This window comes from Bacillus sp. TCT6 (assembly GCF_056033845.1).
Genome location: NZ_JBVYHX010000001.1, coordinates 3,018,167 through 3,031,470 on the forward strand (window position 1 = coordinate 3,018,167; position 13,304 = coordinate 3,031,470).

Below are 13,304 nucleotides of genomic sequence, written 5' to 3' on the forward strand. Positions count from 1 at the left end.
AATATTCCATCATATAGTTCATTCCATTTATGGTAATGTGATGTGATTTCATCACTCTAAATGCTCTTCATATACTCTAATAATTTCTATTGCCGGGTCTCTGTCTTGTAATTTATGAGCCAAACTTTCTACACCAAACACTTCTGTAAAAGTATGACTGCCTACAATTAAATTAATCCCTTTAAATTTCGCATGTTGCACTGTATATAATGTTTTTTCACCTGTTATGTACGTGTCACATCCTTTTTCTAATGCACGTTCAATTAAATTTGTATTGTTTCCTGCACCGGTTAAAATCGCAATCCGTTTTACTGGTTTATCATGATTTCTCCAGCTCTTCACTTTCTCTTCCATTTTTTCTTCCAGTTTTCCAACTAAGTTTGAAAAAGGAATCGCTTCTTTATATTCTCCTATTCCCGGTAGTTCTTCTTCCTCATACGTGGAATATTCTAGTATTGTATCTATCCCAATTCCGTTAAATAACGACGTACACGTGCCAAACTTTACAAAATCTAACGGCAAATGAATCCAAAAATGATTCATTTCATATTGCTTCAATTTCTCAATACAAGCCTTTTCCATACCAAATAAAAAACTCCACGGCGCATGATGTGTAACTATCATATCGACTCCATTTTTATACGCTTCTTCAATCGTCTCTAATGTCAGATTTGTTGTGTAACCGATTTTGTGAAATTCATCTTTACTTATATGAGTAAAACCATATTCATCATCGCCATATTTGTGAAGATGCTCTTCAAATAATGATGTTATCTGTTCGTTAAACTGCGTTATATTCATTTTATTTCTCCTTTCATTTACTTTTATATTTCAAAAATAAGGAAATACTAAATAACAACGTTACATACATATAGGAGGACACCATGAAACCTGAATTTTTAAAAGCTGTACATGATGCTATCGGAAATGTCGAACACATTCATATAGAAGAAAGCGGTGCTGACAGCTTACTTATCCATCATGATGATGCACAGCAGTTACAACAAGTTGCTGTGGCGTTAGAAAATAATAATTTCCGCTCCGCTTTAAGAACAACCGGAAATGCTTCGTACATTGAAGTATTGAACAGATAATGAAAGTCCGGATGTATTCCGGGCTTTCTTTTTTATCTTGCTATTCACCGGGCAGTAAAACCCCCACTGATTAAAGTTTCACTTTATATTGAAACTTCAAACTCTTTCACATACACCGCTGTTCCAGCAATATCTATTTGTAACTTCTCGTTTTCTATCTCTTTCGTTACATAAACAGTTACACGACCATCTTTATTTATTTCCTGTCCTTGCTCAACGATTAAATCCAATTCATGTTCAAAATCTTTCTCTAAATACTCCGCATAATACGCTCCCATTACACCTGAAGCTGTTCCTGTCACTGGATCTTCAATCGTCCCAGCGTAAGCTGATGAAAAATGACGGCCGTGCATTTGTGCTAGTTCATCATAAGTTTCTAGACAAATTGGGTGAATAGAAGCATTAGGTATTTCTTTTAATACTGATGGAAATGCAGCATTATTAGGTTTCATTCTCTCGCATGCATTAAGATTTTTAATCGGTACAATTACAGTCCAATTACCAGTACTTCCATATACAATCGGTAAACTTACATCTAAATCATTTATTTCTAAACCAATACTATGAGCTAATTTTTCTTTTGAACCTGTAAATTCTTTAAACTGAGGTGCTGCCTGTCTCATTTTAATAAAGGTTTCTCCATTTTTATTTACACCTATTTGTATCGGTAAAATCCCAGCCTTCGTTTCAATCGTAAGGTTACTTTTCTCTTCTAATAAACCTTTTTCGCGCAAAGCATATATCGTCCCTACTGTCCCATGACCACATAAATCCATTTCAAAACCAGGTGTAAAATAACGCATTCTTATATCTCCTACTTCTGAAGAAAGAACAAAAGTTGTTTCGTTATATCCAATTTTTTCAGCAATAATTTGCATTTCCTCTTCCGTTAATCCATCTGCTTCTAATACAATACCTGCTGGATTTCCCTTATTTGGTTTATTCGTAAATGCGTCGTAATGAAATACGTTTATAGTCTTCATTTTCTTTTCTCCTTATTTGTCCATTTCTTTATTTTTATAATCAATAAGAAAATTGATCTAACCAACTTCCATAATCATCTTTTTGAAATGGACGGATAATGAGTCTATCCGTCTCTACTTCTAATAACGGTAGCTTCATTTAATTTCATCCCTCGAATTATTAATTGAATATTCTTTATTATCTTACATGAAATACAAAATCTAGTAAATTATTATGTTTTTGATACATAAAAACCCAGTCATGCTTTATACATAACTGGGTTCTCCATCGTTTCATAATTTTCTATTTCATAAGAACTACATCTCGTAATTCCCTCTTCAACACTTTTCCTAAAGCGTTTTTCGGTAACTCATCTATGAATACCACTTCTGGTATTTTGTAACTGGCTAATTTCTGTTTACAATACTGAATAATACTTTCTTCTGTTAATATTGTTTCGCTATCCTTCACAATGAAAGCTCTTGGAACCTCTCCCCAAAAGTCATCTAGAACTCCAACTACTGCAACTTCTAAAACACCATGTATTTCATGAATAACATCTTCTACTTGATCTGGATATACATTGTCACCACCGCGTATAATAACGTCTTTATATCTTCCCATAATATGCAGGAATCCATCGTCATCTATCATGCCAGCATCACCCATGTTAAACCAGTTATCTTTTACTACCTTCTTTGTCGCCTTTTCATTATTCCAATACCCTTTAAACATGTATGGACTTTTCACATGAATCTCTCCAACTTCATTTGTTGTTAGTTCATGTCCTGTTTCCGGATGAACAATTTTCACCTCTACATTTTTCAAGGTTTTTCCTACAGAAGACATCTTTTCTTTTCCCATCATTGGATGCCATGAGGTTACAACCCAACCTTCTGTACTACCATAGCCTTGCACCATATATATTCCTTTTTCCATATATTTTTGAATGAGTGTTTCTGGCACTTTTGTACCACCGCTTTGTGCTACTTTAAAGGTTGAAATATTACGTTCTTTTTTATTTAGCTCATCAAGCATGTAACTATAAACAGCTGGGAACGCAAGCATCGTAGTAATTTTCTCTTCTTCAATCTTATCCCAAATAAGAGTAGGGTTCGAATCAGCTAAGAAAATCATTGCAACGCCATGATAAATACAATTTAAAATAGAAAGCACGCCACTCATATGGAACAATGGATGCACAGATAAAAAGCGTTCACCTGCTGGGATTTCTCTTTGTCCCGCAATTTCAGCAAAATAGTGATGTAAGTTTTTATGTCCAATTACACATGCTTTCGCCTGTCCAGTCGTTCCTGAAGTAAATAAGTAAATGGCGTCGTCTTCTTCATGAACTTCTACGTTCGGTTCTGTCGTTGGCTGTTTTTGCAGCTCTAATTCAAATGAACCAAAACCTTCTTTTGTCGTTTGAATTACATAAGGGATTTCTTTAACAGCATCAATCTTTAATAATACTTCACTAAATTCTTCATCAATAACTAATACTTTTAATTTCGCTTCTTTTACAATCGTTTCTAATTCATAAGCAGTAAGCTGATGATTTAGCGGAATACATACCGCTCCAATTTTTAAACTTGCCATCATAACGCTTGGAAACGGGTGATTATTTTTGCATAGTATTCCTATACGGTCTCCTCTTTGCACACCATTATGTAACAAATAATGTGCAAGCTGATTTACTCGTTCATTATACTGCTGAAACGAATACCTTTTCTCTCCGCCTACAAGCGCTTCCAAATTTGGTGATTGCATTGCTCTTTTTTGTAATAATTTTTGCATCGTTCTCAAGTAAAACTCCCCTTTATATATGTTAGGTTTTTTATTTTACCAGATTAACTATTAATTTACTAAAGATTACACTTAGTGAATATAAGAAGAATATAAAATAGCCATTTACTTCACAAGTAAATGGCTATTTTTCATTATATATTAGAATACTTCTTGTTCATCACATATTGCACATATTCAGGTGCACTTTTATCAATCTCTTCATCACTTAGTTTATATTCTGCACCATATAAATAAAAGGAAGGTATAAATTCCATACCTGTATATAAGCATGTAGCTTGGAATGGTTTCGTCAACTCATCCATTGTAATCCCACTATTTTCATAGTCTTTTTCTAATCCACCTATAGAAATAGCTACACCAAATTCTTTTCCCTTCACTTTATCTCCTTGTGATCCGTATGCAAACCCATATGTTAATACATCATCGAACCATTTTTTCAATAAAGGTGGTGAGCTGTACCAGTAGAGAGGAAATTGAAATATATATCGGTCATGTTCTACTAACAGCTTTTGTTCCTCTTCCACATTAAACTCCCAATTCGGTGCCACTTTATACAATTCATGCACCGTAATTTCATCCGAATATTTCTCAAGTTCTTCAATCCATCTTTTATTAATTTTTGATTTTTCAATATCAGGATGTGCTACAATTACAAGTGTTTTCATCATTTTTCATCCCCTTTATAAATTATTCAACCCTTTACGTATTAGTATGAGTGAGTCACATATAATTGAAAAGTACGTACTTTAAAGTGCTATAGGAACCTTAAAGTACCTGTGGAGGTGTTATATGAATCAAAATGAAGACTGCCCAATTGCAACGACACTCGATGTAATCGGCGGAAAATGGAAAGTTCATATTTTATGTGTGTTGATGGATGGAAAAATGCGAACAAACGAAATCCGACGAGAAATCCCAAACATTACGCAAAAAGTTCTAACTCAACAACTTCGCCAACTTGAAGCTGATAGGATTATCCATCGTACTGTATATCAAGAAGTACCACCAAAGGTTGAGTACACAATAAGCGAATACGGGAAATCTTTAATGCAAATTATGGATGAACTATGTGAATGGGGAAAAGATCATCAAATGAAAAGATTACATGACTAAAAGAACATTACCGTCTTTATTAAATCTTCTACATTCATATTAGTAGTTCAATATTTCTACTGAAATTTTATATTAGAGGTACTCCAACAACTCGTAATTTAGAAGCCCAAATCTTTCAAAAGTAAAAAACAATAACATTCATCTACAAATACTCTTTATAACAAAAGTATCCTATACTTTTTACCTTATATTTTATTCGGACACTTTTTATTCATTGAACCGCATCCTAGTTGTTAGACATATAGTCAACAATTTGAGATGTGGTTTTATTATTCGGATAACAGCTCTCATCAACTTTAATAATCATGACTGCAGACAAAATACTTTGCAAAGAGTTCCTGTACAAGGTGATTTTTCACATAGACTTACCAAATAGAATTTTTATAAAAAACTTCTCACATTTAAATTGGACAAGCATATTTTATTGTATGGGGACTCCCTACTCATAGAAAACTACCTTTCTATTCTAAGAGCACGCATATTTGTGTGCTCTTAAACTATTTACAATAAAATAAAGAGTTTATTAATTTGCTTAATTCACTATTGGAAAAGTACCCATAATAATATCTTTATATTTATCTATTGTTTTTTGATTTTTATAAAACTATATTATTTTGGAGTTGGTTAATACGTTACAAAAAACTGACCGTGTAATCATTATGGTCCCTCCATTTTCACAAGTGTTTGTTACATTTTACTCCTCATCAGGAGAACTCCTTTCATCACAAGTCTTATCTAATACCTCTCCACATCCTGTATCAATGTATGCACTTAATGAAATTGAAAGCGAATTATTTGAAGTCGAGTTACAACCACTACTACTTCATTAAAACTACGAATAGCAGAAAGACCTTTACAACTCCCATATGGAACTACAGTAGTAGCATTTTTAGCAAAAATAGTACAAGCAGAAGAAGCTGCAGACACGCTATATAGCTTTAACTACACACTTACTAAGTAAACTTCTCCTAGGAACTTCATTTTAGTTTCCTCGGAAACCAAAATGAAGTATAATTATATATGTACAATAGATAACATTTATAAATCTATTTACAATTTTTCACATTAGCTCTTAAACAATTAAATAAATGGAGGGCATGATATGGACAATTATTATGATGTAGCGGTAGTTGGTGGTGGTCCAGTTGGACTTATGGCAGCATGTGAATTAGCTATCCAAGACGTAAAAGTTGTTGTTTTAGAGAGAAGATTAGACCGGGTACGAAATTCTAGAGCACTCACACTACACCCCCGCTCCTTAGAATTGATGGCTATGAGAGGTATTGCAGATCGATTTTTAGCTAGAGGAAAGAAATTAAATACAAGTCATTTTGCTGCCTTAGATACAAGATTAAACTTTAAAAATTTAAATACTGATTTTCCGTATACACTTTTTATTCCCCAATCTATTACAGAAGGAATATTAGAAGAACGTGCATTAGAATTAGGTGTAGTCATTAAACGCGGGCATACTGTGAAAGACTTAAAACAATATGAAACATTTGTACAACTAGAAATAGAACAAAGAGAAACAATATATAAAATAGAAGTTCCATATGTAATAGGAGCTGATGGAGCAAGAAGTATAGTTCGTGAGTTATCAAATATACCGTTTAATGGAACAAACACAACAACTACTGCTATATTAGGTGATGTTATTTTAGAAGATATACCAGATACTCCATTTTTATCTACTTCTAATATAAATGGGATATTAATGATGGTACCTATTACAACTGATGTATTTCGTTTTGCAATTGTTGATCCTAAGAATCAGACAATACCTGTTCATGTTGCTGTTACAGAAAAAGAGTTTATAGATAGTATTTATAGTATTACAGGTGAACATCTTCAAATTAAGAGCACAATATGGCTTTCTCGTTTTGGCAATGCAACCAAACTAGCAAATACTTATCAACATAAGCGTGTATTCTTAGCAGGGGATGCAGCACATATTCATTTCCCTGCTGGAGGACAAGGTTTGAATGTAGGTCTACAAGATGCTTTTAATATAGGCTGGAAATTAGGACTCGCAATAAAACAAAAAAAATATGAAAGCCTATTAGAAAGTTATCATATTGAAAGACATGCTGTGGGAAAACAATTTTTCAAGGAAGTACAAGCGCAAGAACAATTAATGATAAACTTTTCAAACGCAGGAATGGAATTGAGGGATTTATTTTCGTACCTACTTACATACCCCGAGATAAATCAAGATTTATCTGAAAGAGTAAGTGGCTTAGGGATAATGTATTCGTCGATGCACGATACAGAAAGGCATCCATTGATAGGAAAAAGATGTACAAACCTCACTATTTCTTCTCTAAATAAGAAAAGTTATAAACTCTTTGAATTAATGCAGGATGGTAAATTTATTTTATTAATACACCCTACTTATATAGATAAGATAAATAAAATAAATATTGATTCACACATAAAGGTGATAATAGGAGAAATACAAGATTCCAAGTTAAAAAATATAGATACCGTTTTGATTCGACCGGATGGTCACATAGCCACCATTGAGTATACCAAGATAGATAACTGCGAATAGTCCGGAAAAATAATCATCCATTGTATTAGTGATACAAAATAAGTTCACTTTTATAAAACGAAAAGAATCCTATTTATTTAGGACTCTTTTCGTTTTGCCCATCTCACTATTTATAAAAACATATCTACAAGGGAAGAAACACTATATTTACAGTTAACTATAAAATCTCGTTCCAAAGGACTACCCAAAACTCCTCACCTATATACTCCCATGATCAAAAATATTTGTCTCTATTTCATATAAAGTATGAAAAGCATCCATAAAGATAAAGCACCAAGGATAGCAAGCACTATACGAGTAGATAGTACTCTTACTTCAAAATCGGTTTTCTTGGATGGTTCAGGATATGCAATTACATAAATCCCTTTTAATAGTGCGAGCCATGCAATAAGTGTAATGAGTCCCTGCCAATTAAGTGTCCAAACATTATGTAAGATAACAGTACCTAACCCGAGGAAAATTGATAGAAAGCCATACATAATTCCAAATCCTCTGTCTTCTACCACTAATTTTTCTTCTCTAATTTTAATTTATTAACAATGTAAGATACCAATGTATTCAATGGAGTAATAATAGTCTTAGATGTTTTATACTCAACTTGCTTAGATGCATCAACCATAGATAATTGAGCAACAGAGATAAATTTCTTTTCATCTTTAATGATTTGATTTAAGAACTTTGTAACTTCTTGGTTGTATTCTTTTTTTAGTCCTTTCATTATCAATTCAAAAACACTATTTATGACAACAACCTCTAAATCTAAAGATTTTTGAAGGCTATTAGCATGATGTTTAAGACGTTCTACTGTGCCTTCAACAGTTGCAGGATTTGTAAAAACAATTGTCTGAGGTTGCTGTATATTGCATATGTAATCAAAGAAAGGTACATCAATTTTAATAATTGGCACTGATATTGAGTCTTGGTCTTCATGTAAAATTGCAATATAATTTGTACAAGTAATAAGGATAGCATCAACATTACATTGAGCAATCCATTCTATTTGCTCTTTAACTTTAAATTGAGCATCTGATTCTTGAAATTTTTCATTGGATGTAACCTGATACATTAATGCCGGGTCAACAAAATGGATTAATTCAATGTTAAATGAGGTAAGTGCCTTTTCTATATATTCTATATTTGAATAATGGGCATGTAAGCATCCTAACCTTTTTCTCAAATCCATTCCACCTTTATTATATTTTCGCTTATTCTATCAGTATGCGAATCCACGTGTCTACTGAAATTGAGACCTTTCCTTACATTCTATAAAATGCACCTTTAACTGAACAATTTATTTTCACTAAATAGTTCCTTAATTGATTTTTTTAATAAATAAGGTAACAAGTAATTTTGCAAAATCTAGGATGCAGAGGATTTAAGTTATATTTTTTTGCATATTGAGCATGTTGATCTTTCCACTTAGGAATTAAGCCTGTGTGGACTTACTTTGACTCCAGACCTATTGCTAGTTTGTCAAACGTTTAAGGTAATCAAAATTTATAAAGATAGCGTATAAATTGAAACCAAAACATTCTTCCTTTTATTACAGATATTAAAAAATATGGTATAAAAATTCCATTTTATACCATATTTTCAAACAACTATTTTATTTATTAAGGAACTTTACTTCAGATCTTCACTTGTGTAAAAACCTTAAAAACTCTCTCCATAGAATTGCTTTCCTATCCTCTTCTTAATTTTGACGTCTAGAAGTCAGCATTTAAACTAAACATGCTAATATTGATTTTGTGCGATTGTCAGTTACCTCATAATAAATTTCTAATCCTTTCCGAGTACCTGTAACCATTTTAGCAGCTTTTAGTTTAGATAAATGTTGACTAATTGTACTTTGAGGCATTTCCAAATCCCCATACATTGTTGTTACATTAGTAGGACCTTTTGCAAGCATTATTTTTACTAAAGATAGACGAACTGGATGCGCCAATACCTTTAACACCTCAGCGATTTCTTGAAACATTTCTTTTTTTTCTTTCATCTTATTTCTCCCCTTTTTATATACATATTTATGTTATCCATATATATAATTCGAAGGTATATGCGTTTTTGTGTCCGTCATTTTAAAAAAATATAAAAAAACTTTAATCCAAAACTAAAAGATTAGCTTAACATAATGTCTCACTATTAATGATGAATAGGAATCTCGTTATAGAAGCAGCAGTTTTTATGCTACAACTCTACATTCAACTAACTAAAATCAATGAAAAAAAGAGCAGATAGTCTGCTCTCTTATGATGCCTCCTTATGTTCCGTGGAATGTTTAACACTCCCCATTCTCTTTAGTTTATTCCATCCTACCGCTACGCCTCGAATAGATGAGAATATAGATTTAATGACAACATAAGTCATAAATTGACGATAAATAAAGCGTTGTAAAATTAACCACACTAACGGTTTAGGGTCCTCTTTCTCTAATTTAAATGCAAACAGAGATGCAAAAAGGTCTAATAAAAAGAATACAAGATAAAACCCTAACACTTTTAGCGGATTGCTACCAAACAGCCCCATAATCATTAAAATATCTGCAAAAGGAGCAATGAATTGCAGAACATATTGGAATAACCACATGTTAGGCAATGCAATAAATCCTAACGTTTTATGTTTTGTATGAAACACTGCTTTTCGATGTTTCCAAAGACATTGGAGTGTACCATATGACCAACGATATCGCTGTTTAATGAGACTTTTCACATCTTCAGGTGATTCCGTAAAAGCATAGGCCTTTTCTTCATATACAATTTTATATCCTTGACGTAAAAATGTAATAGTAAGATCCGTATCTTCTGCTAATGTATCTTCGCTTAAATATCCAGATTCAACTACATTCTTCTTGCGCCACGCCCCAATAGCTCCTGGAACAACTGTAATACAATTTAACTCATCAAAAGCTCTACGTTCTAAATTAAACCCTGTAATATACTCAACATGTTGCCAAGTAGTTAACAAATTTCGTCTATTCCCCACTTTAACATTACCTGAAACTGCTGCTACATTCTGATCTTCAAAGTGTCTAATCATTAGAGAAATGGCGTCTTGCGCAATAATAGTATCCGCATCTAAAGTGACAATAATCTCTCCTCGAGATTGTTGAAACCCTAGGTTCATTGCCGATGATTTCCCGCCGTTTTCTTTCTGAATGAAACGAACTTTAGGGTGTTTATAAAATGTTTCTTGCATTACTTTTGACGTACCATCTGTCGATCCGTCATCCACAACAATAACTTCAAATTCTCCATACTTACTATCCAAAATTGAGCGAATTGTCTTAGCTATCACCTTTTCTTCATTATATGCTGCTATGACAACACTAACAAAAGGTTGGTAGGACGAATTAATAGAGCGAGATAACGTTTTTCTTTTTTGCTTCCATGCAAAATAAATTAAGAATAAGAATCGAAAAATCCCTAATCCAATAGCAATATAAAAAATAGTTGTTAATATATGTTTAAAGTATCCCGCCCCTGAAAAGACAGCTTTATTGTAAAGTAAATATTGCTCACCCTCAGAAGAAACTGGGGGCATAATTTCATCTCGTTCTTTATTCATTAAATCTGAAATTGTTACAAAACTATATCCATGCTTTTTAAGCTCTTTAATAATGATCGGCAACGCCTCTACCGTATGGGTACGATTCCCTCCCGCATCATGGAGAAGAATAATATTTCCCTCTCCCTTATAAACGGGATTAAGAGCACGCTTTACTAATTCATTAGTTGATGGTGTTGCCCAGTCCTCAGGATCCACTTTTTCTGCTACCATTGTATAGTTCATATTTTGTGCCCGTAAAATAGGCACTATTTCATTTGAGGAATCCGGGTTAGCATCCGCTTCGTATGGTGGCCTAAACAAAACTGTAGAATGCCCAGTTATTTCCTGGATCAGACGTTGCGTCGTATTAAGTTCTACTTTTGTTCGTAGTAAAGACGTATCAGCTACGTTAGGATGCTTGAAAGTATGATTGCCAATTTCATGCCCTTCATCGTATATTCTTTTTACAATACTAGGATTTAGTTGTGCGTTTTCACCAAGGACAAAAAAAGCAGCTTTTATTTTATTCTCTTTTAATATATTTAAAATTTCTGGCGTATATTTCGGGTCTGGTCCATCATCAAATGTTAATACTACTTGTTTCCCTTTCGGTTTTCCATATCGTTGCACTTCGTATGCAGATGGTAAAGATTGATATACTTCATCTGTAAGATAACCATCTTTACCTACTTTAAAATCTCTCAATCCATTTTGCTTTTCATTCTCAATCTGTAAAATTTCACCTTGTCCAGAATAATTCACTTCATCTAAACTAGTGATTTTATGTAATACATTAGGATTTTTTTGTGCCTCAATCGGATTTTTTAAAACTTTCCATATTGTAGGATCTTCTGCTCCTAATCTCCATAACGCAAACCCCTTTGCATTGTTGTCCATTGCGATTTTCACTTGATTATAGAGAGTAACACTGTCTAAGAACCAAGCAGTATGTTCTTTCTCTCCTGTTTTATATCTAAAATAAGGATTTCCACTCATGTTATCCCATTGAATTTTCATATTGGAATCATTCGCCATTGTCATAACTTCTGAAAAAGTTAAAGACTTCGCAGGTTTTTTACTATTTATTTCCCAATCATATCCGTAGTTACCGAAAGCAACTATAAGTTTATTAGACGGAATATTCAGTTCATTCAATGTATGTTGGAACCACTTATTTGAAGCAATTGGTCCTGGTTCCCCCGCTCCATAGTGCTCATCGTACATCATTACAATCATACGATCTATTATTTTTGCTAACGCACCATAATCAAAAGCCTTATCATTAGCTGGAACATCTTGTGTAACGAGCAAATCATGTTTATGAAAGACCGTAGTAATTTCTTTCATGAAATTTGTTAAGTTTTCTCTATCACTTTCAGGTACGGCCTCAAAGTCAATATTAATACCTGAAAACTGATTCTTTTTAACTTGGCTTACTAAATCATTAATAAATTTCGTCTTCACATCATTCGGCGAATTCAGTAACTTATGGATAAGCTCACTATCAGGGCCAGAAGCTTTTTCTGTATAGTTAGTAAGTAACGGCATAATTTTCACATGATTTTTCTTTGCTAGTTTTACTATCTCAGGTTTTATCTCACTTCTAATCGTTAAATCTTCTTTTAAATGATACCATTCTGGTACTAACGTGGTTAATGAATCGATATTTTCTTTTAAAGAAGCGGTACTATTTTCATCCCAGTTTACATAAAAACCATACACTTCTTTAGGTTGTTTACTATCGTTTGTCGAATTCACCAAATTTTTATTATCCTTCATTTCGGTATTTGGCTTGAATTCTTCGTTCTTTAACTGCTCCTCACTAAGTTTTTGATTAATTGGTACAAGTTTCGTATCTTGTTTTACAGTAGGATTCATGTTTGGAATTTCTGGTGTTGAAAAAATACTTTGAAAGAAAAAATAAAATACAACACCTACACTAACTATTGAGATACATAGAAACCAAATAAAGGCTATGTTTCTCCTTCCTTTCGGATCATAAAAAACAGGTTTTTCTTTATCTTTCTCTTGTTGAATGTTTTTCTCCATTATATTTTTCACATACTCCTTCTTAATAGAACTATAGAATAATAAAGTGCAACTTTAATCAGCCCTCATTTACAAGCAGCCCAACTCCCACCTAACTTCTTTGCCCAAGCCAAATTTTGAGATGGGAGTTTTACTGCCCACAATAGCGAGAGAAATCCTTTTAGCTTTGAAATGAA

Annotated in this window: 10 protein-coding genes and 2 pseudogenes; 3 read left to right on the forward strand and 9 right to left on the reverse strand. The window is 33.0% G+C overall.

Annotated elements, in window-relative coordinates; all coding sequences use genetic code 11:
- Window positions 1-51: 51 nt before the first annotated feature.
- Entirely contained in the window at window positions 52-801 is a 750-nt protein-coding gene (locus AC0ONG_RS15400) for a Nif3-like dinuclear metal center hexameric protein (protein WP_001027990.1), read from the reverse strand.
- 83 nt (window positions 802-884) lie between these two features.
- Here AC0ONG_RS15400 and AC0ONG_RS15405 point away from each other — a divergent pair, with 83 nt between their 5' ends.
- Window positions 885-1,094 carry a hypothetical protein gene (locus AC0ONG_RS15405; protein WP_000801655.1) on the forward strand — a complete coding sequence of 70 codons (210 nt, stop codon included), beginning with the start codon at window positions 885-887 and terminating at the stop codon, window positions 1,092-1,094.
- 83 nt (window positions 1,095-1,177) lie between these two features.
- On the opposite strand, the gene AC0ONG_RS15410 is transcribed toward AC0ONG_RS15405, so the two are convergent.
- The 4 genes and pseudogenes from AC0ONG_RS15410 to AC0ONG_RS15425 form a co-directional block, all read right to left on the reverse strand.
- Window positions 1,178-2,077: a PhzF family phenazine biosynthesis isomerase gene (locus tag AC0ONG_RS15410; RefSeq protein WP_474203615.1), complete on the reverse strand. Its 900-nt coding sequence runs from the start codon at window positions 2,075-2,077 to the stop codon at window positions 1,178-1,180.
- Window positions 2,078-2,123: 46 nt separating this feature from the next.
- A pseudogene (locus AC0ONG_RS15415) lies at window positions 2,124-2,216 on the reverse strand (GNAT family N-acetyltransferase); the annotation flags it as partial.
- A gap of 144 nt (window positions 2,217-2,360) precedes the next feature.
- Window positions 2,361-3,863 carry a class I adenylate-forming enzyme family protein gene (locus AC0ONG_RS15420; RefSeq protein ID WP_136997081.1) on the reverse strand — a complete coding sequence of 501 codons (1,503 nt, stop codon included), beginning with the start codon at window positions 3,861-3,863 and terminating at the stop codon, window positions 2,361-2,363.
- Between the two features lie 134 nt (window positions 3,864-3,997).
- Window positions 3,998-4,531, reverse strand: coding sequence for an NAD(P)H-dependent oxidoreductase (locus AC0ONG_RS15425; protein ID WP_002082441.1), 534 nt, complete (start codon window positions 4,529-4,531; stop codon window positions 3,998-4,000).
- Window positions 4,532-4,655: 124 nt separating this feature from the next.
- Between AC0ONG_RS15425 and AC0ONG_RS15430 the strand changes: the two genes are divergently transcribed.
- Window positions 4,656-4,979, forward strand: a complete 324-nt coding sequence (locus AC0ONG_RS15430) for a winged helix-turn-helix transcriptional regulator (RefSeq protein ID WP_001072997.1) — start codon at window positions 4,656-4,658, stop codon at window positions 4,977-4,979.
- Between the two features lie 1,102 nt (window positions 4,980-6,081).
- Window positions 6,082-7,533: an FAD-dependent monooxygenase gene (locus tag AC0ONG_RS15435; protein WP_000371163.1), complete on the forward strand. Its 1,452-nt coding sequence runs from the start codon at window positions 6,082-6,084 to the stop codon at window positions 7,531-7,533.
- 230 nt (window positions 7,534-7,763) lie between these two features.
- On the opposite strand, the pseudogene AC0ONG_RS15440 reads toward AC0ONG_RS15435, so the two are convergent.
- The 4 genes and pseudogenes from AC0ONG_RS15440 to AC0ONG_RS15455 form a co-directional block, all read right to left on the reverse strand.
- Window positions 7,764-8,048: pseudogene (locus tag AC0ONG_RS15440) on the reverse strand (hypothetical protein); the annotation flags it as partial.
- The gene (locus tag AC0ONG_RS15445; protein WP_003279185.1) at window positions 8,039-8,716 is read right to left on the reverse strand and encodes a hypothetical protein; all 678 of its coding nucleotides are present in this window, start codon (window positions 8,714-8,716) and stop codon (window positions 8,039-8,041) included. The pseudogene AC0ONG_RS15440 and the gene AC0ONG_RS15445, both read right to left, overlap by 10 nt.
- 537 nt (window positions 8,717-9,253) lie before the next feature.
- Entirely contained in the window at window positions 9,254-9,529 is a 276-nt protein-coding gene (locus AC0ONG_RS15450) for an ArsR/SmtB family transcription factor (protein ID WP_000660065.1), read from the reverse strand.
- A gap of 251 nt (window positions 9,530-9,780) precedes the next feature.
- Window positions 9,781-13,128, reverse strand: coding sequence for a trifunctional glycoside hydrolase family 18/polysaccharide deacetylase/glycosyltransferase family 2 protein (locus AC0ONG_RS15455; RefSeq protein WP_000414293.1), 3,348 nt, complete (start codon window positions 13,126-13,128; stop codon window positions 9,781-9,783).
- Between the last annotated feature and the right edge of the window lie 176 nt (window positions 13,129-13,304).

Bases quoted from the DNA above. Each gene is read 5' to 3' on its own strand.
- AC0ONG_RS15400 (WP_001027990.1), bottom strand. From the start codon at position 801: ATGAATATAACGCAGTTTAACGAACAGATAACATCATTATTTGAAGAG.
- AC0ONG_RS15405 (WP_000801655.1), top strand. From the start codon at position 885: ATGAAACCTGAATTTTTAAAAGCTGTACATGATGCTATCGGAAATGTC.
- AC0ONG_RS15410 (WP_474203615.1), bottom strand. From the start codon at position 2,077: ATGAAGACTATAAACGTATTTCATTACGACGCATTTACGAATAAACCA.
- AC0ONG_RS15425 (WP_002082441.1), bottom strand. From the start codon at position 4,531: ATGAAAACACTTGTAATTGTAGCACATCCTGATATTGAAAAATCAAAA.
- AC0ONG_RS15430 (WP_001072997.1), top strand. From the start codon at position 4,656: ATGAATCAAAATGAAGACTGCCCAATTGCAACGACACTCGATGTAATC.
- AC0ONG_RS15435 (WP_000371163.1), top strand. From the start codon at position 6,082: ATGGACAATTATTATGATGTAGCGGTAGTTGGTGGTGGTCCAGTTGGA.
- AC0ONG_RS15445 (WP_003279185.1), bottom strand. From the start codon at position 8,716: ATGGATTTGAGAAAAAGGTTAGGATGCTTACATGCCCATTATTCAAAT.
- AC0ONG_RS15450 (WP_000660065.1), bottom strand. From the start codon at position 9,529: ATGAAAGAAAAAAAAGAAATGTTTCAAGAAATCGCTGAGGTGTTAAAG.
- AC0ONG_RS15455 (WP_000414293.1), bottom strand. From the start codon at position 13,128: ATGGAGAAAAACATTCAACAAGAGAAAGATAAAGAAAAACCTGTTTTT.